Source organism: Phytobacter sp. RSE-02 (genome assembly GCF_040578655.1).
In the GTDB taxonomy this organism is placed as follows: Bacteria; Pseudomonadota; Gammaproteobacteria; order Enterobacterales; family Enterobacteriaceae; genus Phytobacter; species Phytobacter diazotrophicus.
This window is the reverse complement of sequence record NZ_JBEULY010000004.1, coordinates 17,011-41,932: the sequence shown is the minus strand read 5'-3', so window position 1 is coordinate 41,932 and position 24,922 is coordinate 17,011. Positions and strand designations below refer to the sequence as shown.

The 24,922-nt window shown below is 52.8% G+C and carries 31 protein-coding genes; 16 read left to right on the top strand and 15 right to left on the bottom strand.

Annotated features, from left to right (window positions below; all coding sequences use genetic code 11):
* Positions 1–25: 25 nt before the first annotated feature.
* From flgJ to flgB, 9 genes are read right to left on the bottom strand one after another with little or no spacing between them, the layout of a single operon-like run.
* On the bottom strand, positions 26–982 hold the full coding sequence (gene flgJ, locus ABU190_RS10335; RefSeq protein ID WP_296428381.1) for a flagellar assembly peptidoglycan hydrolase FlgJ: 957 nt from the start codon (positions 980–982) through the stop codon (positions 26–28).
* Positions 982–2,076, bottom strand: a complete 1,095-nt coding sequence (locus ABU190_RS10330) for a flagellar basal body P-ring protein FlgI (protein WP_041851739.1) — start codon at positions 2,074–2,076, stop codon at positions 982–984. The genes flgJ and ABU190_RS10330 overlap by 1 nt, the downstream gene beginning before the upstream one ends.
* Positions 2,077–2,088: 12 nt before the next feature.
* On the bottom strand, positions 2,089–2,787 hold the full coding sequence (locus tag ABU190_RS10325) for a flagellar basal body L-ring protein FlgH (protein ID WP_354691235.1): 699 nt from the start codon (positions 2,785–2,787) through the stop codon (positions 2,089–2,091).
* Positions 2,788–2,844: 57 nt separating this feature from the next.
* On the bottom strand, positions 2,845–3,627 hold the full coding sequence (gene flgG, locus ABU190_RS10320) for a flagellar basal-body rod protein FlgG (protein WP_041851741.1): 783 nt from the start codon (positions 3,625–3,627) through the stop codon (positions 2,845–2,847).
* Between the two features lie 15 nt (positions 3,628–3,642).
* The gene (locus ABU190_RS10315; RefSeq protein WP_354691234.1) at positions 3,643–4,398 is read right to left on the bottom strand and encodes a flagellar basal body rod protein FlgF; all 756 of its coding nucleotides are present in this window, start codon (positions 4,396–4,398) and stop codon (positions 3,643–3,645) included.
* A gap of 20 nt (positions 4,399–4,418) precedes the next feature.
* Positions 4,419–5,684 (bottom strand): flagellar hook protein FlgE, encoded by a 1,266-nt coding sequence (gene flgE / locus ABU190_RS10310; protein ID WP_354691233.1) that lies wholly within the window; start codon positions 5,682–5,684, stop codon positions 4,419–4,421.
* A gap of 26 nt (positions 5,685–5,710) precedes the next feature.
* On the bottom strand, positions 5,711–6,397 hold the full coding sequence (gene flgD, locus ABU190_RS10305; RefSeq protein WP_041851744.1) for a flagellar hook assembly protein FlgD: 687 nt from the start codon (positions 6,395–6,397) through the stop codon (positions 5,711–5,713).
* Positions 6,398–6,409: 12 nt separating this feature from the next.
* Positions 6,410–6,814: a flagellar basal body rod protein FlgC gene (gene flgC / locus ABU190_RS10300; RefSeq protein WP_041851745.1), complete on the bottom strand. Its 405-nt coding sequence runs from the start codon at positions 6,812–6,814 to the stop codon at positions 6,410–6,412.
* Positions 6,815–6,816: 2 nt separating this feature from the next.
* Positions 6,817–7,233 (bottom strand): flagellar basal body rod protein FlgB, encoded by a 417-nt coding sequence (gene flgB, locus ABU190_RS10295; protein WP_041851746.1) that lies wholly within the window; start codon positions 7,231–7,233, stop codon positions 6,817–6,819.
* Positions 7,234–7,398: 165 nt separating this feature from the next.
* Here flgB and flgA point away from each other — a divergent pair, with 165 nt between their 5' ends.
* The 3 genes from flgA (at position 7,399) to flgN (ending at position 8,877) form a co-directional block, all read left to right on the top strand.
* Positions 7,399–8,064, top strand: coding sequence for a flagellar basal body P-ring formation chaperone FlgA (gene flgA, locus ABU190_RS10290; protein ID WP_354691232.1), 666 nt, complete (start codon positions 7,399–7,401; stop codon positions 8,062–8,064).
* A gap of 96 nt (positions 8,065–8,160) precedes the next feature.
* Entirely contained in the window at positions 8,161–8,451 is a 291-nt protein-coding gene (gene flgM / locus ABU190_RS10285) for a flagellar biosynthesis anti-sigma factor FlgM (RefSeq protein ID WP_354691231.1), read from the top strand.
* A 3-nt stretch (positions 8,452–8,454) separates the two neighbouring features.
* On the top strand, positions 8,455–8,877 hold the full coding sequence (flgN, locus tag ABU190_RS10280) for a flagella biosynthesis chaperone FlgN (protein WP_041851749.1): 423 nt from the start codon (positions 8,455–8,457) through the stop codon (positions 8,875–8,877).
* Positions 8,878–8,937: 60 nt separating this feature from the next.
* Here the strand turns inward: flgN and murJ are convergent, their stop codons facing one another.
* The 4 genes from murJ to rimJ all read right to left on the bottom strand — a co-directional run bounded on the left by murJ (position 8,938) and on the right by rimJ (position 12,753).
* Positions 8,938–10,473 carry a murein biosynthesis integral membrane protein MurJ gene (gene murJ / locus ABU190_RS10275; protein WP_354691230.1) on the bottom strand — a complete coding sequence of 512 codons (1,536 nt, stop codon included), beginning with the start codon at positions 10,471–10,473 and terminating at the stop codon, positions 8,938–8,940.
* Between the two features lie 106 nt (positions 10,474–10,579).
* Positions 10,580–11,503 (bottom strand): Gfo/Idh/MocA family oxidoreductase, encoded by a 924-nt coding sequence (locus tag ABU190_RS10270; RefSeq protein ID WP_354691229.1) that lies wholly within the window; start codon positions 11,501–11,503, stop codon positions 10,580–10,582.
* A 2-nt stretch (positions 11,504–11,505) separates the two neighbouring features.
* Positions 11,506–12,159, bottom strand: a complete 654-nt coding sequence (locus tag ABU190_RS10265) for a YceH family protein (protein WP_354691228.1) — start codon at positions 12,157–12,159, stop codon at positions 11,506–11,508.
* 9 nt (positions 12,160–12,168) lie between these two features.
* Positions 12,169–12,753 carry a ribosomal protein S5-alanine N-acetyltransferase gene (gene rimJ / locus ABU190_RS10260; RefSeq protein WP_041851753.1) on the bottom strand — a complete coding sequence of 195 codons (585 nt, stop codon included), beginning with the start codon at positions 12,751–12,753 and terminating at the stop codon, positions 12,169–12,171.
* Positions 12,754–12,985: 232 nt separating this feature from the next.
* Here rimJ and mdtH point away from each other — a divergent pair, with 232 nt between their 5' ends.
* The 10 genes from mdtH (at position 12,986) to ABU190_RS10210 (ending at position 20,538) form a co-directional block, all read left to right on the top strand.
* Positions 12,986–14,194 (top strand): multidrug efflux MFS transporter MdtH, encoded by a 1,209-nt coding sequence (gene mdtH, locus ABU190_RS10255; protein ID WP_296428619.1) that lies wholly within the window; start codon positions 12,986–12,988, stop codon positions 14,192–14,194.
* A 64-nt stretch (positions 14,195–14,258) separates the two neighbouring features.
* Positions 14,259–14,906 (top strand): glutaredoxin 2, encoded by a 648-nt coding sequence (grxB, locus tag ABU190_RS10250; RefSeq protein WP_354691227.1) that lies wholly within the window; start codon positions 14,259–14,261, stop codon positions 14,904–14,906.
* 115 nt (positions 14,907–15,021) lie between these two features.
* Positions 15,022–15,582 carry a lipoprotein gene (locus ABU190_RS10245; protein ID WP_271849083.1) on the top strand — a complete coding sequence of 187 codons (561 nt, stop codon included), beginning with the start codon at positions 15,022–15,024 and terminating at the stop codon, positions 15,580–15,582.
* 236 nt (positions 15,583–15,818) lie between these two features.
* The gene (pyrC, locus tag ABU190_RS10240; protein ID WP_041851757.1) at positions 15,819–16,865 is read left to right on the top strand and encodes a dihydroorotase; all 1,047 of its coding nucleotides are present in this window, start codon (positions 15,819–15,821) and stop codon (positions 16,863–16,865) included.
* Positions 16,866–16,939: 74 nt separating this feature from the next.
* A complete protein-coding gene (gene dinI / locus ABU190_RS10235) occupies positions 16,940–17,185 on the top strand; it encodes a DNA damage-inducible protein I (protein ID WP_041851758.1) in 246 nt (81 codons plus the stop codon).
* A gap of 270 nt (positions 17,186–17,455) precedes the next feature.
* Positions 17,456–17,710 carry a biofilm formation regulator BssS gene (gene bssS / locus ABU190_RS10230; protein WP_354691476.1) on the top strand — a complete coding sequence of 85 codons (255 nt, stop codon included), beginning with the start codon at positions 17,456–17,458 and terminating at the stop codon, positions 17,708–17,710.
* Positions 17,711–17,825: 115 nt separating this feature from the next.
* Positions 17,826–18,944, top strand: a complete 1,119-nt coding sequence (solA, locus tag ABU190_RS10225) for an N-methyl-L-tryptophan oxidase (RefSeq protein WP_354691226.1) — start codon at positions 17,826–17,828, stop codon at positions 18,942–18,944.
* A 64-nt stretch (positions 18,945–19,008) separates the two neighbouring features.
* Positions 19,009–19,125 (top strand): YceO family protein, encoded by a 117-nt coding sequence (locus ABU190_RS10220; protein ID WP_064572418.1) that lies wholly within the window; start codon positions 19,009–19,011, stop codon positions 19,123–19,125.
* 269 nt (positions 19,126–19,394) lie between these two features.
* Positions 19,395–19,961 carry a cytochrome b gene (locus ABU190_RS10215; RefSeq protein WP_354691225.1) on the top strand — a complete coding sequence of 189 codons (567 nt, stop codon included), beginning with the start codon at positions 19,395–19,397 and terminating at the stop codon, positions 19,959–19,961.
* 1 nt (position 19,962) lies between these two features.
* Positions 19,963–20,538 carry a YceI family protein gene (locus ABU190_RS10210; protein WP_041851762.1) on the top strand — a complete coding sequence of 192 codons (576 nt, stop codon included), beginning with the start codon at positions 19,963–19,965 and terminating at the stop codon, positions 20,536–20,538.
* 90 nt (positions 20,539–20,628) lie between these two features.
* Here ABU190_RS10210 and ABU190_RS10205 read toward each other — a convergent pair whose 3' ends face one another.
* Positions 20,629–21,678, bottom strand: a complete 1,050-nt coding sequence (locus tag ABU190_RS10205) for a rhodanese-related sulfurtransferase (protein WP_354691224.1) — start codon at positions 21,676–21,678, stop codon at positions 20,629–20,631.
* A gap of 217 nt (positions 21,679–21,895) precedes the next feature.
* On the opposite strand from ABU190_RS10205, the gene ABU190_RS10200 reads away from it, so the two are divergent.
* The 3 genes from ABU190_RS10200 (at position 21,896) to ABU190_RS10190 (ending at position 24,667) form a co-directional block, all read left to right on the top strand.
* Entirely contained in the window at positions 21,896–22,816 is a 921-nt protein-coding gene (locus tag ABU190_RS10200; RefSeq protein ID WP_354691223.1) for a Kdo(2)-lipid IV(A) acyltransferase, read from the top strand.
* Positions 22,817–22,965: 149 nt separating this feature from the next.
* Positions 22,966–24,198: a multidrug efflux MFS transporter MdtG gene (mdtG, locus tag ABU190_RS10195; protein WP_354691222.1), complete on the top strand. Its 1,233-nt coding sequence runs from the start codon at positions 22,966–22,968 to the stop codon at positions 24,196–24,198.
* Positions 24,199–24,292: 94 nt separating this feature from the next.
* Positions 24,293–24,667 (top strand): MysB family protein, encoded by a 375-nt coding sequence (locus ABU190_RS10190; RefSeq protein WP_041851766.1) that lies wholly within the window; start codon positions 24,293–24,295, stop codon positions 24,665–24,667.
* Here ABU190_RS10190 and ABU190_RS10185 read toward each other — a convergent pair whose 3' ends face one another.
* Positions 24,668–24,895: a YceK/YidQ family lipoprotein gene (locus tag ABU190_RS10185; RefSeq protein WP_354691221.1), complete on the bottom strand. Its 228-nt coding sequence runs from the start codon at positions 24,893–24,895 to the stop codon at positions 24,668–24,670.
* Positions 24,896–24,922: the final 27 nt, after the last annotated feature.

The following is a 24,922-nucleotide window of genomic DNA, read 5'->3' as shown; positions in this document are numbered from 1 at the left end:
AACCCTGAGCTGAACTTGAGTCGTTTCAGAACAGATTTTCAATATCATTGCTGTAGGCCTTGCTGACCTTCTCGCCCATCGACTTAAGCTGCTGAATCATACTTGTCAGTTTCTGCGCATATTTCGGATCGGTGGCATAACCCGCGTTCTGCAACGCCTGTGCGCCTTGTTCCGGCGTTGCCGCTGTCGTCACCGCCGCATACCGCGGATTGCGACTTAACATGCTGACATAATCAGAGAGCGCTTCCAGATACGAGCTGTAGACACGGAACCTGGCTTTGACCTTTTTGGCTTCGCCATTTTCATATTCAGTGGTGGTGATTTCGGTAGTCGGCCCTTTCCAACCAGGCGTCGCCTTCACACCGAAAATGTTAAAGCTCGGCGCACCGTTTTCACGGGTGATTTGTCGCTGGCCCCAACCCGATTCCAGCGCGGCCTGCGCCAGAATCAGATGGTGAGGAACCCCGCTTTGCTCACTGGCAAGACGAGCAGGCAGGGAAAGTTGAGCCAGGAAGTCTTTACTGTCACCGCTCAGCGGCTCGTCACTATTTTCCGGCGCTTTCGGCAGTGCCTTACGCACCATTTGCGTAATAGCCTGGCTTTGATAGGTGTTGATGGTTTCGGGATCGAATTTCATCGGCACCTGCTGCATCTGGTCACCCGGAGCAACCGGCGCCTGCCCGCCGGACATCTGTTGGACCATCATATCGGCCAGTCCCAGTCCCTTGCCTGCCGTCATCTGCTGGGCAATTTGTTGGTCATATAAGCTGGTGTACATCCGCGTGGAATCGCTGCTGAAAATACCGTCTTTAGGCAGGGCTTCGCGCATGCTTTTCAGCATCATTTGCACGAACATCCCCTCTACCTGACGCGCCACAGGCCGCAGGTTAGTCTGCGGGTCCTGTCCGGCTTTGGTTTTCAGATCGTTAAGCGATTGCGCGTCCCATGCCGCGCTCGCCATCAAGCGGCTGTCAGTCAGCATTAGATGATCTCCAGCTTAGCCCGCAGGCAACCTGCGCTCTGCATTGATTGCAAAATGGACATCAGATCAATAGGTGTCGCGCCCAGCGCATTCAGTGCGCGTACCACACTATTCAGGTTGGCGCTGGAACGAATACTTTGCAGGGAGCCGCCACTCTGACGCAGGTCAATCTGTGTCTGCGGCGTGACCACCGTCTGACCACCGCCAAACGGTGTGTTCGGCTGGCTGACATTGGCTGACTGGTTGACTGTGACCGAGAGGTTCCCCTGTGCCACGGCGCAGTTATCCAGCGTTACTTCGCGGTTCATAACAACAGAACCTGTACGGGAGTTGATAACAATTTTAGCGTCCTGCGGCGCGACACCCACTTCCAGGTTCTGGATATCCGCCAGCATGCGCACCTGCGAACTGCCGCCTTGCGGCACGCGGACCTGAACGGTACGGGCATCCAGCGCGGTTGCGCCACCCATGCCACGACGGTTGATGGTGTCAGCAATCTGCTGCGCCATCGTGAAGTCGTCCTGGTTCAATTGCAGGTTGATGGTGTTGCCATTGCCAAACTGGGAAGGCAACTCGCGTTCAATCACGGCACCGCCAGTGATACGTCCACCGTTAAGCTGGTTAACCGCCACGCTGCTGCCACCGGCGGATGCGCCTGCGCCACCGACCAGGATATTCCCCTGCGCCAGAGCATAGACCTGACTATCCACCCCTTTCAGTGGGGTCATCAGCAACGTACCGCCGCGCAGGCTTTTGGCGTTACCCATAGAAGAGACCACCACGTCGATGGTCTGCCCCTGGCGGCCAAACGCCGGAAGCTGGGCGGTAACCATGACCGCCGCAACGTTTTTGAGCTGCATGTTGGTGCCAGCCGGGACGGTGATCCCCATCTGCGACAACATGTTATTCAGGCTCTGAGTAGTGAATGGCGTTTGGGTGGTCTGGTCACCCGTTCCGTCAAGGCCAACCACTAAGCCATAACCAATTAAGGAGTTTTCACGTACGCCCTGTACACTGGTGAGGTCCCGGATGCGGTCGGCCTGGGCGACAAACGCCACCAGCACTAACGCTATTCCAGCCAGAAATCTAAACATAATTCACCCCGGTTACATCGGCGATAAGTTGAGGAAGAAACGCTGCAGCCAGCCCATATTCTGCGCTTCGTTAATGTAGCCGTTGCCGACGTACTCGATGCGCGCGTCCGCCACCTGTGTGGACGGAACCGTATTGCTGCCGCTGATGGTGCGTGGGTTCACAACACCTGAGAAGCGGATAAATTCAGTGCCCTGGTTGATGGCGATCTGTTTTTCACCCACCACGTGTAAATTGCCGTTGATCAGTACCTGGTCGACCGTAACGGTCAACGTGCCGCTAAATGTATTGCTGGCGTTAGCGCCGCCTTTGCCGTTAAACGAGTTGCTGCCTTCGCTCGTCAGGTCTGCACGCGCATTGCCGAACAAGCCTTCCAGATAGCGAGGTGTGGTATCCATTGAGAAACTGCTTTTGCCATCGCGGCTGGCATTCGCTGATGAACTCTTACTGGCGCTCACGTTTTCTTGCAGCACCAGCGTCAATGTATCCCCGACGTTACGCGGGCGACGGTCTTCAAACAGCGGCTGGTAGCCATAGTTGATAGGCTGCGCAGTCTGGTAAATAGAGCCATTGACGACCGGAACGGGTCCCGGCATCGGTTGAGCGGTCGTTGCGCCCTGCACCAGCGGTGTTGAGGGAACCCAGGCACATCCGTTCAACATCAGTGCCAGTAAAACTAACAGGGGGTAGCGGCCCGCGGCGTTTTTTTGCATTACATTCATCTTCGAAATCAGGGTTCCGGTGCAGCCTGCGCCGCACCGGATAACGCCTTAGAGTTGCGACAGTTTCTGCAGCATCTGATCGGTGGTCGATACCGCTTTGCTGTTAATTTCATAAGCGCGCTGAACCTGGATCATGTTCACCAGTTCTTCCGCCACGTTTACGTTCGAGGTTTCCACATACCCCTGATACAGCAGACCCGCTCCGTTCAGCCCCGGCGTGGTGGTGTTCGGCGTGCCGGAAGACTGTGTTTCGAGGTACAGGTTTTCACCGATACTTTCCAGACCGGTGTCGTTCATAAAGGTTGTCAGGTTAAGCTGCCCCACCTGCACAGGCGCTGTCGCCCCCTGCTGCGTGGCACTGACCACACCATCACGACCAATGGTGATACTCAGGGTGTTAGCCGGAATGGTAATGGCAGGCTGAACCTGGAAGCCGCCCGACGTTACCAACTGGCCATTCTGGTCAACCTGGAATGAGCCATCACGGGTATAAGCAGAGGTGCCGTCCGGCAGCAGGACCTGGAAGAAGCCCTCGCCTTTGATAGCCACATCTTTGCTGTTGTTAGTCTGGGAGAGGTTACCCTGGCTGTGCAGACGTTCGGTGGCCACCGGGCGAACACCGGTACCAATCTGCAGGCCAGAAGGCAGCGTAGTCTGTTCAGAAGATTGCGCACCAGGCTGACGAATCGTCTGGTAAAGCAGATCTTCAAATACCGCGCGCTGACGCTTGAAACCATTGGTGCTGACGTTCGCCAGGTTGTTGGCGATAACGTCCATATTGGTTTGCTGGGCATCGAGGCCGGTTTTAGCGATCCATAATGAACCTATCATAGGAAATCCTGTTTATTAGCTCATGGACAGTAACTGGTTGGCACGCTGCGCATTCTCATCAACGTTACCAATAACTTTCATTTGCATTTCAAAGCGGCGCGCGCTGGCGATCATATCGGCCATTGCCGCCATAGGTTTAACGTTACTGCCTTCCAGCACACCTGACATGACGCGGACATTTGGATCCGGTTGTAACGTCTGACCACGTGTGGCTTGCGCGCTTTGGCTGACGCGGAAAAGACCGTCATCGCCACGCACCACTTCACTGCCGTTCGCTTTCACCAGTTTCAGTTTGCCAACCGGGGAGACCGTGTTCGGCGGATCACCGGCGGTCAGGGCGGAAATGGTCCCGTCCGCGGCAATGGTGACCTGTGAACCTTCCGGAACAGCAATCGGCCCGTTCTCACCCATGACCGGATGCCCCTGAATGGTCAGTTGCCCGGTCGGTGTGACCTGAATGTTACCGTTACGGGTATACCCTTCGGAACCATCCGCGCTCTGCACCGCCAGCCAGCCATCCTGTTGCAGGGCAACATCCAGTGGGCGTGACGTGTAGTTCAGATCGCCTGGCGTCATATCAGCGCCAGGTGTGGTCTCAGCGACCAGTGTACGGGTCGGCAGCGACAACCCTTCTACCGGTACCGCACGCAGCGCACTAAGCTGCGCACGAAAGCCCGGTGTTGAAGCGTTGGCCAGGTTGCTGGCGGTGACAGACTGCTGGTTCAGCGTCTGACTTGCCGCACCCATCGCTGTGTATATTGCGTGATCCATTAGACCATCCCGTCAGCCGATTAACGCAGGTTAACCAGCGTGTTAAGGATCTGATCCTGGGTTTTGATGGTCTGCGCATTCGACTGATAGTTACGCTGCGCGACGATCATATTGACCAGTTCTTTACTCAGATCCACGTTAGAGGCTTCGAGTGCGCCGTTGGTCAGCGAACCGAAGTTACCCGTACCTGCCGTACCCAACAGCGCCACGCCAGATGCGTTAGTGGCAGACCATACGTTATCACCCTCAGATTTCAGGCCTTCGTTGTTGGCGAAGTTCGCCAGGACAATCTGACCCAGCACCTGTTTCTGTTCGTTGGAGTAGGAACCCACGACGGTACCGTCATCGTTAATGGTGTAGCTCACCATAGAACCCGGCTTGTAGCCGTTCTGCGAGGTGCTCACGACTGTGCTGGTGGTGTTCTGCTGCATGGAGTTCAGGAAACTCAGGGAGAATGTCGCCGGAGTCGCGCCGCTAAGCGTACCGGAAGTGACAGTAATGGCAGGGTTCGTATTCGCCGTCGTGGACAGATCGTAGTTACCAGTCGTGGTATTAAAGGTGTAGTTGTATACACCTTGCAGGCTACCGTTCTGATTAAAGACCATCTGCGCCGCTTTGGTCGCCGTAGAACCCGTTACGCTGGAATCCTGCGTGTAGACATCCCATGTATTGTCTGCTGCTTTGACATAAAACACGTTCATGTCGTGAGCGTTACCCTGGCTGTCGTAAACGGTGATCGGCCCTTTTAAGTTGTAGCTGTCAGCGTTAGTCGGGTCGAACGTGGTCACCGTCGGCGTCTTAGAAGACGAGTTCAGGTTAACCGGCATCGTTGCGGTGGTGGTGATTTGTGCCGACATCAGCGTCGTCGGGATATTGATTCCCGTTGGGTTAGCGCCCGACTGGATGGTCGGAGGCGTACCGCTTGCCGGAAAACCCGTTACTTGCAGACCCTGCATGTTTACCAGGTTGCGGTTTTCATCCAGCGTGAACTGACCGTTACGGCTGTAATAAACAGAACCGTTGGTATCAACGAGGCGGAAGAAGCCATTCTGGCTAATCGCGACATCCAGGCCGCGTCCCGTGCTAGTGGTGGTGCCGTCGTTAAAGTCCTGGGTAACGCCCGCGACTTTAACACCCAGACCTACTTTAGAACCCGCAAACATGTCAGCGAAGGACGCAGTACTGGATTTAAAGCCATACGTAGCGGAGTTGGCGATGTTGTTACCAATAAGATCGAGGTTGGTGGCCGCAGCATTCAGACCGCTGACCGCTTGTGAAAAGGCCATGACTTACTCCTGATAAGTGTTAAGGCTTAAATAATCTGCCGAACTTCGTTGAGCGTAGTGGTGCCGTAGGTACCTAAATCTAACTTGTTGCCAGAATCCGACAGCGTGACCCCCTGAACCAGAGCGTATTGCAGCGGCTGAGCAACCAGTTGCGTAGTGCCTGAACTGGCGGCGATAGAAACTTTATAAGAGCCATCTGGGGCGGTGGTGCCGTCCGAAAGCTTTCCATCCCAACTGAAGGTATGGACGCCAGCGGTCAGCGGCCCCAGGTTGACGGTCTGTACCACGGTGCCGTCTTTGCTGGTGATAGTCGCGGTCGCTTTATCTGCGGCCTGGGTCAGTTCAACACCAAACGGCGTTGTGGTTGAGCTGCCAGCCAGAATCGTCGTACCTTCAATCATTACACCGTGACCTACCAGATTGCTGGCCTGCAGCGCCTGGCTGTTATCGATCTGCCCGGAAATAGATCCCAGGGTGGTGTTCAGTTTTTCAATTCCGTTCAGCGTACTGATCTGCGCAAGCTGCGAGGTCAGTTCGTTGTTCTGAAGCGGATTGGTTGGGTCCTGGTTTTTTAACTGTGCGACCAACAGGGTCAGGAAGCTGCTCTGTAGGTCTGACGCGCTACTCGTAGTCAGTTGAGACGAGCTGCTACTGCTGCTGGTGGAGCTGACACTACTACTGGACGTGTCGTTCACATTTACGGCGATAGACATTTATGTCTCCTTTTACTGGCCGAGAGTAAGCGTTTTGAGCATCATATTTTTAACGGTGTTGAGCACCTCCACGTTCGCCTGATAGCTGCGAGACGCGGACATGCTGTTCACCATTTCCCCGACAACATCAACGTTAGGCATTTTGACGTAGCCCTTTGCATCCGCCAGTGGGTTGCCGGGTTCATAAACCAGCTTGTCGGGTGCCTGGCTTTCAACAACGCCAGCCACTTTTACGCCACCCGTTGCCTGGCCTGGTGCAGCATCCACCTGGAAAACGACTTGTTTAGCGCGATAAGGTTGACCGTCCGGTCCGGCGACGCTGTCGGCGTTCGCCAGGTTACTGGCAGCCACGTTCAGACGTTTGGACTGTGCGGCAAGCGCGGAGCCGGAGATATCAAAAATATTCAGCAATGCCATGGTTAGTTATTCCCCTGCAACACGGACATCATGCTTTTAATCTGCCCGCCCAGCACGGTCAGCCCTGTCTGATACTTAAGGCTGTTATCCGCAAACTGCGTACGCTCGCGATCCATATCCACGGTGTTGCCATCGGCAGATGGCTGATCCGGGATACGATAAAGCAGGTCTGGAGACGGGGTGGAAATGGCTTGCGCCGGAATATGGCGACTGGAAGTTAACGCCAGCGAGACGCCTGTGTTCTCTGCACGGCCACGTTCCATCACCTTTTTCAGTTCGCTGGAAAAATCCATATCACGCGCCTGATACCCCGGGGTATCGGCGTTCGCAATATTGGCGGCCAGGATTTCCTGGCGCTGCGCGCTCAGATTCAGTGCTTCTTGCTGGAACCGTAACGCGGCATCAAGTTTATCGAGCATGGCTTCCCCGCTGATGACAATTATTTAGTCAACAGCTTAAATCTCCTTACCCATGCCTTATCGACGGAATAAGCGCAAAATGCGTCGCTATTTATTGCGTTGATAGATTTGCGTGACGGGTAGAATCCTGTCATCTCTTCAACAAACAACAGGCAGGGGTCTGCGATGAACACGTTGAAAAGCGGTTTAGCCGCGGCATTGCTGTTTTTGATTTTAAGCCCGCAAGTGTTGGCGCAAGACTTAAAAGCGCAGCTCACCGCGTTTTTTGCACAACGACTGGCTGGCTTTAGTGACGAGGTGGTGGTAACAATACGTACGCCGAAAAATCTTTATCCCACCTGTGAGCAACCGGCTTTAAGTTTGACGGGCTACGCTCAGCTTTGGGGGAACGTCAACGTATTGACAAACTGCGGTAGCGAAAAGCGCTATTTGCAGGTAAACGTCCAGGCGACGGGTAATTATGTTGTCGCCGCTCAGGCGATTGCCCGTGGTAGTGTACTGACGCCGGAAAGCGTAAAGCTCAAACGCGGCAGGCTCGATCAGTTACCGCCGAAAACAATGCTCGATATTTCTCAGGCACAAGATGCCGTAAGCCTGCGCGATCTCTCACCCGATCAACCGGTTCAGCTTTCGATGCTGCGCCAGGCCTGGCGAGTAAAAGCCGGCCAGCGAGTGATGGTTGTAGCCAATGGCGAAGGCTTTAGTGTCAATAGTGAAGGCCAGGCGCTGAACAATGCGGCGGTGTCGCAAAGTGCCCGGGTACGCATGTCTTCAGGGCAAATTGTAAGTGGAATTGTCGGCGCTGATGGGAATATTCTGATTAACCTATAATCTTTTTAAAGAATTCGCGGCATCTGCCGATAAATAAGCAACGACTGAAGATGGCAGACCCAAAACGCCGGAAAACCTCTATGAGGACAAAACACTATGAGCATTGATCGTACATCGCCTTTAAAGCCGGTTAGCACCGTACAACCACGTGAAACCAGCGACACCCAGGCAACGAAAGTACGTCTGGAAAAATCGAAAACCGCCAACAGCACGAGCGTAACGCTCAGTGATGCCCAATCCAAATTGATGCAGCCGGGTAGCAGCGACGTCAATATGGAACGCGTTGAACAACTGAAAACGGCAATCCTTAATGGTGAGCTAAAGATGGACACCGGCAAAATCGCCGATGCCCTGATTAACGAAGTGCAGAGTTACTTGAGTAAATAATGTATGAATCAACTGTCAGATATTCTTGATCAGATGACAGTTATCCTGAACGCATTAAAAGACGTGATGGATGCTGAGCAAAAACAACTCTCTGTGGGCCACGTGCATAGCAGCACGTTGCAACGCATTACGGAAGAGAAAAGCTCATTGCTTGCCACACTGGATTATCTTGAGCAGCAACGCCGCGAAGCGCAAAAGGTGCAAAGTAGCGCGAATGACGATATCGCCGATCGCTGGCAGATAATCACACGAAAAACGCAACACCTGCGTGATCTGAACCAACACAACGGCTGGTTGCTCGAAGGGCAAATTGCCCTTAACCGAAAAGCGCTCGAGGTACTGAAACCTCACCAGGAGCCAGGGCTTTATGGTGCGGACGGTCAGACCTTTACGGGTAGCAGGGGCGGAAAAAAGATTTCCATTTAGCTAACGCGTTCACATTCTTTTATGCGGGAGTCGACTGTCATGGTCGACTCCCTTTTGCGCTTACGCTATCCGGCGGGCAAAATCTTTAACTCTGAACCCCAGCACCGCAAGCGTCGCGAAGTAAGCCACAACGCCTACCACCACCACGACCATGAGCCGAGCCAGGCGATGCGCCATGTTGCCCTGCGCCCAGTCAGGCATCACATACAGCATGCCCAGCAGTGCGGCAGCCATTACGATCACCGCAATAAACAGACGTGTCAGGAAGCGGCCCCAACCGGCCTGTGGGGTAAAGATATTCTGCTTACGCAACTGCCAATAGAGCAGACTGGCATTCAGACAGGCCGCCAGGCCAATCGAGAGTGACAGACCGGCATGTTTTAGCGGGCCAATAAATGCCAGGTTCATTAACTGCGTCATCACCAGCGTGACAATGGCAATCCTGACCGGCGTTTTGATGTCCTGTCGTGAATAGAACCCTGGAGCCAATACTTTCACCACAATAAGGCCCATCAGGCCAACCGAATAGGCGATCAGCGCTCGCTGCGTCATCTGGGCGTCAAACGGGGTGAACTTACCGTACTGAAAAAGCGAAACCGTCAGCGGCTTCGCAAGAATGCCTAACGCCACCGCGCTGGGCAGCGCCAGCAAAAAACATAACCGCAACCCCCAATCCATCAGACGGCAATATTCATCATGATTACCGCTGGCAAAACTTCGCGAGAGCGACGGCAGTAAAATCGTCCCCAGCGCCACACCCAGTACCCCGGATGGAAACTCCATCAGTCGGTCAGCGTAATACATCCAGGAGACCGAACCGGAGACCAGGAAGGAGGCAAAAATGGTGTTGATAATCAGGGAAATCTGACTGACCGATACGCCAAGGATCGCCGGCCCCATCTGTTTCATCACCCGCATCGCGCCCGCATCGCGGAAACTGATACGCGGCAGCACCAGCATGCCAATTTTTTTCAGATGCGGCAGTTGATAAAACAATTGCAGGATGCCGCCCACCGTCACCGCCCATGCCAGCGCAAGCACCGGCGGATGGAAATACGGCGCACCGAACAGCGCAAAACCGATCATGCTGATATTAAGGAACGTGGGCGCAAATGCCGGGACGGAGAAACGGTTCCAGGTATTGAGAATCGCCCCGGCGAGCGACGCCAGTGAAATCAGCAAAATGTAGGGGAAAGTTATCTGCAGAAGCTGAGAGGTCAATGCAAATTTATCAGCCGTGTCGGCAAATCCCGGCGCCGTCACCAGAATCACCCAGGGCGCCGCCAGCATCCCGGCAACGGTGACAATCGCCAGTGCCAGCGTCAGCAGCCCCGATACATAGGCGACAAAAACGCGCGTCGCCTCTTCGCCCTGTTTACTTTTATATTCCGCAAGAATGGGCACAAAGGCCTGAGAAAATGCCCCTTCGGCAAAAATACGTCGTAAGAGATTTGGCAGTTTAAAGGCGACAAAGAAGGCATCGGTCGCCATCCCTGCACCAAATACCCTCGCCACAATGGCATCGCGCGCAAAACCCAGCACGCGAGAAAACATGGTCATTGAGCTGACGGCCGCCAGCGATTTTAATAAGTTCATTTAAGGTTCCATAAACACAACGCCTGCACAAAGCAGGCGTTGGTATCGCGAAGCGCTTAGTCTACCTGGAATAACGCGAATTTCTACCGCCATATGTTACAGAGGGTTATTCGCTCATCGCCTCACGCCAGAGTTTTTCAACGATACGCTGGGCCAGGATAGCCTGCTCACCCGCCGTTTCCGGAACCGTCTGATTTTGCACGCATTCGATAAAATGGCGCGCGCATCCGGCGAAGCCTCGTTGCTCCAGCGTACTCTGCCAGCCGGGTATGGGCGGAGTCACAACCCCCTGCCCCTTTTCTTCACGCCATTCACGCATATCGGTAACGTCATACAGCCCACCGTCCGTTACCGCCTGCACCCATTCGCGTTGACTTCCGGCACGGCGATGCATACTGGTAGTGATTTGCAACGCGCCCTGCGCAAAATGGTGCTCGGCATAAATCATTTCACCCTGGTCATTGGTCAGCAATGTGCCGCTGGCAAGCGACGCACTGCCACCGGCCAGCCAGAGCGCCGTATCCACAACATGCAGATAATCATCGAGTAAGGTGAAGCGCAGATCGTGCGGACCAACGCTGTTGCTGCGATGTTTATCCATACGCAGTGATGCTGCCTGCGGCAAATGACTTTTTAACTGACGGTACAGCGGAGCAAAACGGCGGTTGAACCCCACCATCAGCGTCAGCTTTTTGCGTGCCGCCAGTTCAATGAGCTTTTCCGCATCCGACAGATTTTCTGCCAGGGGTTTGTCGACACAAACATGAACACCTGCATTGAGGAGTTCGCTCACCACCGCATAATGCGAGGCGGTAGAGGTGTGAACAAAAACCGCGTCGCACTGCGCGGCGAGCTCGCCTGGCGATCCGACATAAGGAATACGCCAGGTGTCGCACACACGCTGCGCTTTTTCTCGCGTGGGTGACCAGGCCGCCGCCAGCGTCCAGTCGGTCGCCGCCCCCAGTACCGGTAACCAGGCCTTTTGCGCGATACCGCCTAATCCCACAACCCCTATACGTAATGCCGCCACGATTAATCCCCCAGATGTTCGAGTAGTGAAGCCAGACGCTGTTTCAGTTCGGCGACGTCGTTTTCCAGCGCTTCAATCCGCGAAGCCAGATCGTTGTCGCTATCCAGCGGGCTTACCGTCTCCACAACGTTAATCAGCGTCTCCACATCACCGCTGAACAGATGCATATAGCGGCTTTCCCGTTTGCCCGGCTCGCGTGGTAAACGCACAACATACGGGCCATCTTCGCGCTGCGCCAGATTCTCCAGCGCGCTTTCCACTTCACCCATATCGTTAAATTCATGCATCCGCGCCGCGCGCCCGCGCAGTTCACCCGGCGTTTGTGCGCCACGCAGCAACAGCGTGGTAATAATGGCCACTTCTGCCGGGGAGAGTTTCAGGTCGCCAAATTCGGAGTTGCAGAAACGCTGCTCATATTTAGTGACACGGTTACCGAAACCACTGACTGTGCGCAGGTAGTGGCGCTTTACCAGCGTATCCAGTATCTCCTGCACCTCATGCTCGCTGAGGTTCATTACCGGTTCACGGTTGGTTTTTTGGTTACAGGCGGTCACCACGGCATTGACCGACAATGGATATTGTTCAGGGGTAGTGATCTGTTTTTCCAGCAGGCATCCAATAACGCGCGCTTCCATGGCGCTGAGTTGGTACTTCATGTTTTCTCCTTAACGACCCGGGGTCCAGTCTTTGGTGGTCAACGCCGTTAACACGTGGTCACGCCATTGCCCGTCAATCAGCAGATACGCTTTTGCGTAGCCCTCTTTTTCAAAACCAAGGCGCGCCAGTAAATCGCCGCTGCGTTTATTGTGCGGCATATAATTCGCCATAATGCGGTGCAAATGTTGCGTTCGTTGCATATAGCGAATGGCTGCCGTAAGCGCTTCGAACATTAACCCCTGCCCCTGCCATTTTTGCCCGATGGAATACCCCAGATAGCAGGCATGGAAAGAACCGCGTACCACATTGGAGAAATTCGCGACACCGATGATCTCTTTTTCTTCTGGATCGAGTAACGCGAAATAAAAAGCGGTTCCTTGTTTATGGAATTCGTTAATCATACCCAGGCGGGCCTGCCAACCAGACGGATAGCAATGGCTCTCGTCACGAACCGGTTCCCAGGGCTTTAAAAATTGACGGTTCTCAGCGTAATAGTCCGCAAGCCGCCAGGCGTCCCGCTCATGAACTAAGCGAACCACCAGCCTGTCTGTGACCAGGCGTACTTTCGGCACATTACTGCGATAGCCAAACATTCATTCCTTCTCCTTCCGGTTACCACTCTCAACCCCTTCCCTTTACTATACATTTGCGCAGCCACTCTGTGAAAACAACAACCTGCATTTTCGCAATACATAAGCTTTTTCGATGAGAAGTCTGAATTAAAGCCCGCTTTTGATAAAAAAATATTGTCGCGGCAACGATGGGAAAAAATCAGGCGACCCGGCAGAATATCAATGTACTTACTTTTATTTCCCGGGAGGGGAAATGTCACGCGTATCGCAGGCAAGGAGCCTGGGTAAATATTTCCTGCTCGTCGATAATATGTTGGTGGTGCTGGGCTTTTTCGTCGTTTTCCCGCTTATTTCTATACGTTTTGTTGATCAACTCGGTTGGGCTGCCTTGATGGTTGGTATTGCCCTTGGGTTAAGGCAATTCGTGCAGCAAGGGCTGGGCGTTTTCGGCGGCGCCATCGCGGACCGTTTTGGTGCTAAACCACTGATCGTCACCGGCATGCTAATGCGTGCTGCCGGTTTTGCCACCATGGGTATCGCCCATGAACCCTGGCTGCTGTGGTGCTCCTGCATATTATCCGGACTCGGCGGTACGCTCTTCGATCCGCCGCGCACGGCGCTGGTGGTTAAACTGATTCGCCCATCGCAGCGCGGCCGCTTCTTCTCGCTATTGATGATGCAGGACAGCGCGGGGGCGGTGATCGGCGCACTGATTGGCAGTTGGTTGCTGCAATACGATTTCCGTCTGGTCTGTATCGTCGGTGCCGCCGTATTTGTCCTTTGTGCAGGCTTTAACGCCTGGCTGCTGCCTGCATGGAAATTATCGACGGTAAAAACGCCGGTGCGTGAAGGGCTGAGCCGCGTTTTACGTGATAAACGTTTTGTCACCTACGTACTGACACTCACCGGGTATTACATGCTGGCGGTACAGGTGATGTTGATGCTGCCAATCATGGTGAATGATATCGCCGGTTCGCCTGCGGCAGTAAAATGGATGTATGCCATTGAAGCCAGCCTGTCGCTGACGCTGCTGTACCCTATTGCCCGCTGGAGTGAAAAACGTTTTCGCCTGGAACATCGACTGATGGCCGGGCTGCTGTTTATGTCATTCAGTCTGTTGCCGATAGGCCTGGTCAACAGCCTGCAGCAACTGTTTACGCTGATTTGCACCTTTTATATCGGCTCCATTATTGCTGAACCGGCACGTGAAACGTTAGGCGCTGCGCTGGCTGATTCCCGTGCCCGTGGCAGTTATATGGGGTTCAGTCGCCTGGGGCTGGCATTTGGCGGCGCGCTGGGTTATGCCGGCGGGGGCTGGCTGTTTGACGTGGGTAAAGCACTGAGTCAACCGACGTTACCCTGGATGATGCTGGCGCTGATTGGCCTTATCACCTTTTTCGCCCTGCTGTGGCAATTCGCGCAAAAACGCACCCCGTCTCGCCTGCTCGAACCGGGCGCATGATTTGCCAGCCCTTTTAATCTCTTCCATACTTTTTTGTGATGGACAATCAGTATGGAGGAGAATCGTGAAACTCTACATTTATGATCACTGCCCGTTCTGCGTTAAGGCCCGCATGATTTTCGGCCTCAAGAATATCCCCGTCGAACTCAATGTGTTGCTCAATGATGACGAAGCAACGCCGACCCGAATGATCGGCCAAAAAATGGCGCCGATACTTCAAAAAGACGACAGCCGCTATCTACCTGAAAGCATGGATATCGTCCATTACGTAGACAAACTTAACGGTAAGCCGTTGCTGACCGGGAAGCAGAATCCAGCCCTCGACGCCTGGCTCAGAAAAGTCAATGGCTACGTCAATCGTCTGCTCATTCCGCGTTTTGCAAAAAGCCCCTTCGACGAGTTCGCTACGCCAGAAGCCAGAGCCTATTTTGTGGCAAAGAAAGAGGCGGCGATCGGCAATTTTGCCGAGCACATGGCCCACTCAGCCGGGCTTATCAAAAAAATCAGCGATGACTTGCGTGCACTGGATAAGCTTATCGTTCAGCCTAATGCGGTAAACGGAGAGCTGTCGGATGATGATATTCACCTGTTCCCCTTACTGCGTAATCTGACCATTGTGGCGGGGATTAACTGGCCGACGCGCGTGGCCGACTACCGCGATAACATGGCGAAACAAACGCAGATTAACCTGCTCTCATCAATGGCGATATAATGCCCCAGGCGGAAGCGTACGCTTCCGCTTTCAGCTTTTTCTGCTGGCTTATCCTCTGCCCTGGACTGATGCTACAGACAAGGATGAATACACAGGCACTCTCTTGAGGAACATAATGAAAAAGATTATTTTCGCCGCGGCTCTGATTTTAAGCGGCGTTTTGGTGGGTTGTAACCAGTTAACACAGTACAGCATCAGCGAGCAGGAAATTAACCAGTCACTGCAAAAACGCAACGATTTCGCCAAAGACATCGGCCTGCCCGGCGTGGCGGACGCGCACATCGTCCTCAGTAATCTGGTCAGTCAGATTGGCCGTGAGGAACCGAATAAGATTACCCTTTCCGGCGATGCCAATCTGGAGATGAACTCTCTTTTCGGTAATCAGAAAGCGACCATGAAGCTCAAAATGAAGGCGCTGCCGGTCTTCGATAAAGAAAAAGGGGCAATTTATCTCCAGGAGATGGAAGTGGTTGACGCAACCGTCACACCGGAGAAAATGCAGTCCATTCTGCAAACCCTGCTGCCCTACCTGAATCAGTCCCTGCGTAACTACTTTAATCAGCGCCCCGCTTACATTCTGCGTGAAGACAGCAGTAAAGGCGAAGCGCTGGCGAAAAAATATGCCAAGGGTATCGAAGTGAAGCCGGGTGAAATTATCATCCCGCTCACCGATTAAGCCCGTCAGGGCTTTTTTCAGGAAAAGAAGCAAGCCGAAACGTTTATACCCACAATCATTAGCGTTGCGGGAAAGCGAAGACGCCATGAACACCCGGGAGCTTATTCACGTTAGTAACCGGGACAAGCGCGAAGTGGCGCAGATGCAGCTTGAAGTATGTTGGGGATGCGCTTATGCTTAGTGCCCGGCAAAAAACCAGCCATATTGACTGATTCTCACCCAGCCGGAGCACTCCCATGACAGCACATTCCCAGGTTTTAAAAATCCGCCGCCCTGATGACTGGCACGTTCATTTACGTGACGGCGATATGTTAAAAACCGTCGTGCCGTGGACCAGCGAAATTTATGCTCGCGCCATCGTCATGCCCAATCTTGTCCCGCCGGTGACCAGCGTTGAGGCGGCAATTGCTTATCGCCAGCGCATTCTTGATGCCGTACCTGCCGGACATGATTTTACGCCGCTAATGACCTGCTACCTGACCGATTCACTCAATCCCGACGAAGTGGAACGCGGTTTTCGCGAGAATGTCTTTACCGCCGCCAAGCTCTACCCGGCGAATGCCACGACTAATTCAAGCCATGGGGTGACCAGTATTGATGCCATCATGCCGGTACTTGAGCGCATGGAAAAACTGGGGATGCCACTGCTGGTTCACGGTGAAGTGACCCAGGCAGAGATCGATATCTTCGATCGCGAAGCCCGCTTTATCGAGACGGTCATGGAACCACTTCGCCAGCGCCTGCCAGGGTTGAAAGTGGTTTTCGAGCACATCACCACCAAAGATGCCGCGGAATATGTCCGTGACGGCAATGAGCTGTTAGCGGCCACCATCACACCGCAGCATCTGATGTTCAACCGCAACCATATGCTGGTCGGCGGTGTACGTCCGCATCTGTATTGCCTGCCTATCCTGAAACGTAACGTGCATCAGCAGGCGCTGCGTGAACTGGTCGCCAGCGGCTTTACCCGCGCGTTTCTCGGCACGGACTCTGCGCCACACGCCCGCCATCGTAAAGAGGCAAGCTGTGGCTGTGCAGGCTGTTTCAACGCGCCGACTGCGCTGGCAAGTTATGCCACCGTGTTTGAAGAGATGAATGCCCTGCAGCATTTTGAAGCGTTCTGTTCACTCAACGGTCCGCATTTTTATGGCCTGCCGGTGAATGAAACTTTCATTGAACTTGTGCGTGAAGATTCAACGGTCATCGACAGTATTGCTTTGCCGGAAGACGCGATTATCCCATTCCTCGCCGGTGAGACAGTCCGCTGGACAGTGAAATCCTGATTTTTTTCACCCCCCTGTTGTAAATCTTGCAAGGTAACTGTATAAACATACAGTAAATAACACAGGGGGTTGCCATGCGCATCGAAGTGACTATTGCCAAAACTACACCGCTCCCGCCAGGTGCTATTGATGCCCTGGCGAGCGAGTTATCCCGCCGACTGAATAATTATTATCCTGATAGCGAAAATAAAATTACGGTTCGTTATGCGACAGCGAATAACTTATCGGTGATGGGCGGAGCAAAAGAAGATAAAGAGCGCGTCAGTGAAATTCTGCAAGAAACGTGGGAAAGCGCCGACGACTGGTTTATCCGCGATTAAAAAAGAGTTTGTATTGTGCATGTTTTTGCCGGGTCGCCCCGGCTTTTTTGTTTTTTAAGCAAAAATCTTACTTTCCTCCTGACCTGCTTAAAAATCACGCGTAAGTTAGCGTTTTCTTGTTCAAAAAAATCCAACTGAAATAAAATTATGTTGCAGAGTGTTATTTATTCGATCAGCAAGGTTAAATATTGGTATACTGAAAAGGCTTCACAAAAACACGCATTGAACCTCGAAAGTCGTTGTCAGTTAACACGCCATAAGGGGGTTATGATGGAAAAGAATAATGAAGTCATCCAGACCCATCCTCTGGTTGGATGGGATATCAGCACAGTGGACAGTTACGACGCACTGATGTTGCGCTTACATTACCAGACCCCAAACAGAGCCGCTTCTCAGGACACCGAAGTAGGCCAGACGTTGTGGTTAACGACCGAAGTTGCCCGCCAGTTTATTTCGATTTTAGAAGCGGGTATCGCCAAAATAGAATCAGGCAAGTACCAGGAAAATGAGTATCGTAGGCATTAGCGATAATGCTCAATAATCACTCAACAGGCACCCACGTGGTGCCTTATTTATTTCCCGTCTTGTATAACGCCTCCCGGTTATTTACCCTCCCGATTACGACTTGATGGAGAACGACATGAAATACGATTTGATCATCATTGGCAGTGGATCTGTCGGTGCGGCGGCGGGCTATTATGCGTCCCGCGCCGGTCTCAACGTACTGATGACCGATGCGCACCGGCCACCGCATCAGGAAGGAAGCCACCATGGCGATACTCGTTTAATCCGCCATGCATATGGGGAGGGGGAAAAGTACGTTCCGCTGGTATTGCGCGCCCAGGAGTTGTGGGATCAACTGGTTGCTGACAGCGGCGAAGCCGTCTTTGAGCGCACCGGGGTACTTAATCTTGGCCCGGCACATTCCTCTTTTCTGGCAAATGTCGCGCAAAGTGCGCTGCACTGGAATCTGACCGTGGAAAAACTAGATGCGCCGTCACTGATGGCACGCTGGCCAGAAATCACCGTCCCGGATGACTATATCGGCTTGTTCGAAGCGGACTCCTGTATACTTCGCAGCGAACTGGCAATCAAAACCTGGATTCGCCTGGCACAAGAAGCCGGGTGCGCCCAACTGTTTAACTGCCCGGTGACAGCCCTGCATACTACCGATGATGGCGTGAGTATTGATACATCTGAGGGAACATTCAGCGCGAAAAAGATCCTCATCAGCAGCGGTACATGGGTTGCAAACCTGGTTCCCGGCTTACCTGTCCAGCCGGTACGAAAAGTCTTTGCCTGGTTCCAGGCTGATGGTCGTTACAGCACCAAGAATCGCTTCCCGGCCTTTACCGGCGAAATGGCGGATGGTTCTCAATACTATGGTTTCCCGGCTGAGGATAATGCGTTAAAAATCGGCAAGCATAACGGCGGACAACTTATTAACGAGGCCAGTGAACGCGTACCGTTTGGCGCAGTGGCCTCAGATGGTGCAGAATGTTTTCCCTTCCTGCGCCAGTTCTTACCGGGCATCGGTGGTTGTCTGTACGGGACCTCTTGTACCTATGATAATTCGCCTGATGAAGATTTCATCATCGATACCCTTCCCGATTGCCCCCATGCGCTACTGGTCACCGGACTGAGCGGACATGGCTTCAAATTTGCGCCAGTTCTTGGGGAAATTGCGGCCCAGTTCGCCCAGGGTGAAAGCAGTAAATTTGATTTAACCCCCTTCTCTTTAGCGCGCTTTGCAGGATAATTCCTTCCCGCGACCCTTTTCCCTTTGGGTCGCCTTTTCTTTTGGCCGAATATCTGGAGAGATTATGCGCCGCTTGTTCTTCTTTCTTGTTAATAACGTCCGTGAGCATTTAATGGTATATATCGCTTTATGGTCACTCATCGCCCTTGTGGACTTAATTTATGTTGTCTGGGCCGAATGACGAACATTGACATTTACTGACATTCATTTAAAAAAACTTAAAGTTACGACAGATTTTTTGAAATAGAAGCCCCCTTTACCATCTCTGGCTTTAGCCCTATACAGCTTCTGAACACCCCCACCTACTCGAATGAACTGAACATATTTTTGATAGTTAATTCAAAATTTTTGATATATAAAAAATAAGATTATTAATTGTTATTTTTAAGTTGCAATATTATTTTTCTGACGCCATTTTAAATTAACTTTTACACTCTTGCGGTTCACATTATGCAACTCCGTAATTCTCCATTTCGCTATGGCGCAATTTCTGTTGCCCTGCACTGGCTGGTCGCGATTACAGTCTATGGCATGTTTGCACTGGGTTTATGGATGGTCACGCTCAGCTATTATGATGGCTGGTACCACCAGGCGCCCGAAGTGCATAAAAGCATTGGCATTGTACTGATGCTGGTACTGGTGGTTCGCCTTATCTGGCGTCGTCTCTCTCCACCGCCCGCGCCACTCGCAAGCTACTCGCGACTGACCCGCGTCAGCGCGGTTGTTGCACATATCGCACTTTATTTGCTGCTGTTCGGCATCCTGTTCAGTGGCTACCTCATCTCCACGGCTGACGGCAAGCCCATCAGCGTTTTTGGCCTGTTTGAGGTGCCTGCCACCTTTGCTGATGCGGGCTCGCAGGCAGACCTTGCCGGAGATATTCACCTGTGGCTGGCATGGACGGTCGTTATCCTATCGGTCTTACACGGCCTTGCCGCCTTTAAACACCATTTCATCGATAAAGACGACACCCTAAAGCGCATGCTGGGTAAATCGTCATCTGACTCTGGAGTATGATATGAAGAAAAGCCTGCTGGGTTTCACCCTCGCTTCGTTACTGTTCTCTGCGGGTTCCGCGATGGCAGCGGAATATAAAATCGACAAAGAAGGCCAACATGCCTTCATCAATTTCCGCATCCAGCACCTCGGTTACAGCTGGTTGTACGGCACATTTAAAGATTTTGACGGCTCTTTTACTTTTGATGAGGCAAACCCTGCCGCCGATAAAGTCAACGTCACCATCAATACCAACAGTGTCGATACCAACCATGCGGAACGTGACAAACACCTTCGCAGTGGCGAATTCCTTAATGTGACGAAACACCCGCAGGCAACCTTCACCTCTACTGAGGTAAAAAAAGACGGTGATGAGCTGGATATCACCGGCAATCTGACCTTAAACGGCGTAACCAAACCCGTGAAACTGGAAGCCAAACTGATGGGCAAGGGTGATGATCCGTGGGGTGGCAAACGCGCCGGTTTTGAAGCAGAAGGGAAAATTAAACTTAAAGACTTTAATATCACTACCGACCTTGGTCCTGCATCGCAGGAAGTCGATTTGATCATCTCTGTGGAAGGCGTACAGCAGAAGTAAGACCACGCACACAGCGGGGGCGGATCATACATAATTATCCGCCCCTGATAATTCGCCTGCGAGCCTGTTGCTTACGCAGGCGAAAATCTTTTACTCAGGGTCCGGGATACCGAGTTTTGTATTCAGACGGCCGCGTGATTTGTTGAAAATCTTGTTGCCATTTTCCCGCCCGGCTCGCCGCTTACGCTGTTCCTCTTCCGGCAATTGGCTCTCTTCCAGGCAGGCTTCGCTACAGCATCCTTTGAACTTTTCAGCGCACGACGGGCACTGAATAAACAGCAAATGGCAGCCGTCATTCACACAATTAGTATGGCTGTCACAAGGCACACCGCACTGATGGCAATGAGCAATCACATCATCAGAGATACGCTCCCCCATACGCTCATCGAAAACAAAGTTCTTACCGATAAAGCGTACCGGCAGCCCCTGCTCACGGGCGCGACGGGCATATTCAATGATCCCGCCTTCGATGTGCCAGACCTTGCTAAAGCCGTTGTGCTTCATCCAGGCGCTGGCTTTTTCGCAGCGGATCCCGCCGGTGCAGTACATGACAATCTTTTTGTCTTTATGTTCCTGCATCATTTCGACCGCTTTTGGCAACTGCTCGCGGAAGGTATCGGCAGGAATTTCCAGCGCACCATCAAAATGGCCCACTTCGTATTCATAGTGGTTGCGCATGTCGATAAAGACCGCTTCCGGATCGTCCAGCATCGCGTTCACTTCGGCGGCTTTCAGGTATTCACCGACGTCACTGGCATTAAACGAGGCATCCTCAATCCCGTCCGCGACAATGCGATCGCGCACTTTCATGCGCAGTACCCAGAATGATTTACCATCATCGTCAATGGCGATATTCATACGTAGGCCATTCAGCGCAGGATCGAAACTGTACAGATAAGCTTTCAGCGCTTCGAACTGGCTTTCCGGCACGCTGATTTGCGCGTTGATCCCTTCATGAGCTAAATATACGCGACCGAACACATTCAGCTTTGTTAAAGCGGTATAGAGTACGTCGCGGGTAGCCTGCGGGTTGACGATGGAGAAATATTTATAGAATGAGACGGTCTTGCGAGGCTCGGTTTCGGCGAGCATGCGCGCTTTCAGTTCATCATTCGAGATGCGGTTGTGTAACACTGGCATGGTGTACGTATCCTGCAATGCGGTAGTCAATAAAATCGGGCGGCATCATAAAGCAATTAGTGGCAATTTACATCCACACAATTTGCGCTACATTTCCCTCATTAAAATCATCTTTCAATAACAATAGCCTGGCAATTACGCATTCAACTGGTAGAGATTTTGGTTGATTCGATAAAAATGCGACAATGCAGGAGATTTTTGCTGAGTAAGGAACGATATGACGCATTTACCAAAATTTTCCCCGTCACTGCTCCATCCGCGTTACTGGCTAACCTGGTGCGGAATTGGGCTGTTGTGGCTGGTGGTACAACTGCCTTATCCGGTCCTCTATCGCCTGGGTTGCGGTATGGGGCGGCTGGCAATGCGCCTGATGAAGCGCCGCGTCCGTATCGCACATCGCAACCTTGAGCTTTGTTTCCCACAGATGCCTGAGCAAGAGCGTCAGGAAATGGTCAAAAAGAACTTTGAGTCTGTTGGGATGGGGTTGATGGAAACCGGGATGGCGTGGTTCTGGCCGGACAGCCGGATCAATCGCTGGGTTGATGTTAGGGGCATGGACAATACCAAAATGCACTTCGCCGAAGGTAAGGGCATTTTGCTGATTGGTGTACATTTTTTAACGCTCGAACTGGGTGCCCGCGTCTTCGGCATGCATATTCCGGGCATCGGTGTGTACCGCCCTAATGACAACCCGCTGCTGGACTGGCTGCAAACGTGGGGACGGTTACGCTCAAACAAGACGATGATTGATCGTAAAGACCTGAAAGGAATGGTACGTGCGCTAAAAAGCGGCGATGTCGTCTGGTACGCGCCAGACCACGACTACGGCCCGCGTTCCAGCGTCTTTGTGCCCTTCTTCGCGGTCGAGCAGACCGCGACCACGACCGGTACCTGGATGCTGGCGAAAATGTCTAAAGCTTGCCTGGTACCTTTCGTACCACGTCGTAAACCGAACGGTAAAGGTTATGAGTTGATCATGCTGGAAGGTGAAACCACCCCGCCGCTGGAGACTGCAGAAGAGACCGCCGCCTGGATGAATAAGGTTGTTGAGCGCTGTATTCTGATGGCCCCGGAGCAATATATGTGGCTGCATCGTCGCTTCAAAACCCGCCCGGACGGTGTCCCTTCGCGCTATTAAAACCGACTTAGCCCGGTACGCCGGGCTATGTTTGTTGCATTTCTACACATGCTTTCCGTTGCAGGTGTCATCACCCAGGCGCATAATTAGCAGGCTTATTATTTTCAATCACTAATTCTTCGCGTGTGACACGCGTAACGTGAACGGTAATGTCATCTCCTGCTCCCATAAACTGGAAACGTAATCTGACCGTGGCCTGGGTCGGCTGTTTTTTAACTGGCGCGGCATTTAGTCTGGTTATGCCTTTTTTGCCTCTCTACGTTGAGCTACTTGGCGTTACCGGGCATAGCGCGCTCAACATGTGGTCTGGTCTGGTCTTTAGTATTACCTTTCTTTTTTCCGCCATGGCTTCACCCTTCTGGGGCGGCCTCGCTGACCGTAAAGGGCGTAAAATTATGCTCCTGCGTTCTGCACTCGGGATGGCGATTGTCATGGCCCTGATGGGCTTTGCGCAAAATATCTGGCAATTTCTTGTGTTGCGTGCGCTGCTCGGCTTACTCGGCGGCTTTATACCTAATGCCAACGCGCTGATCGCGACCCAGATGCCACGAAACCGCAGTGGTTGGGCGATGGGAACATTATCGACGGGCGGCGTAGCCGGAGCACTGCTTGGACCGCTGGCAGGCGGTCTGCTGGCCGATGTATATGGGCTGCGGATGGTCTTTTTTATCACCGCCTCGGTTCTGTTTGTCTGCTTCTTGTTGACGCTCTTTTGCATTCGGGAAAATTTCACCCCGGTGGCGAAAAAAGAGATGCTCCACGCAAAAGAGGTTTTAGCTTCACTGAAAAGTCCGCGACTGGTGCTAAGCCTGTTTGTCACAACCATGATAATCCAGGTCGCAACCGGATCTATCGCGCCTATTCTGACGCTCTATGTTCGTGAACTGGCGGGTAATGTCGGTAATATCGCGTTTATCAGCGGCATGATAGCGTCGGTTCCCGGCGTGGCGGCGCTGATGAGTGCACCGCGACTTGGCCGCCTGGGCGATCGTATCGGTCCGGAAAAGATTTTGGTTGCCGCACTGCTGATTTCCGTCTTGCTGCTGGTACCGATGGCCTTCGTACAAACGCCGTGGCAGCTTGGGCTACTGCGCTTTTTACTCGGTGCTGCCGATGGCGCGCTACTGCCAGCGGTACAAACGCTGCTGGTCTATAACACGACCCAACAAATCGCAGGCCGCGTATTCAGCTACAACCAGTCATTTCGCGATATCGGTAACGTGACCGGTCCGCTGCTCGGCGCGGCGGTCTCGGCAAACTACAGTTTTCGTGCGGTATTCTGCGTCACGGCGGGCATTGTCCTGTTTAACGCCTTTTACTCCTGGGTCAGTTTACAACGCCCTGCGCGCCAGAGGGTCGCTGACCGGATCATCGATGATTAACACAGATGACTGATTTTTTTGTTCGGGTACTTGCAAAACCTCATATTCAACTATTCTTTCCCTGAATACCTCTTCAAACCACAGGGAGAAACTTATGACTATGTACGCTACGCTCGAAGAAGCAATTGACGCTGCTCGCGAAGAGTTCCTCGCCAATAATCCAGGCGTTGAGGAAGAAGATGCGAATGTGCAGCAATTCAACGTCCAGAAATATGTTCTCCAGGATGGAGACATTATGTGGCAGGCAGAATTCTTCGCCACAGACGAAGAGGAAGGCGAGTGTCTGCCAATGTTATCGGGCGAAGCCGCACAGAGTGTGTTTGACGGCGATTTTGATGAGATAGAGCTACGTCAGGAGTGGCTGGAAGAGAACACGCTGCACGAGTGGGATGAAGGGGAATTCCAGCTTGAGCCTCCACTTGATACCGAAGAAGGCCAGGCTGCTGCGGATGAGTGGGACGAGCGTTAATTATTCGTACGGGCCATGATGGGCGTCAATGGGCAGTAAGAGCGTATCGAACACCAGCGAGAATGGCAGGTCGAGTACGGTGACATAGCGCCATGCGGAGTCGCGGACATCCCATTTGACACCAGGGTAGTACTGATTGCCATGCCCCTGGCCTGGGAACGTCCGGCTGATGATGCTACCACATCCACTCAGCAGACATGCCATAAGCGCCACAATGACTATTCTCACTGACTACCTCACATACATTATTTACGT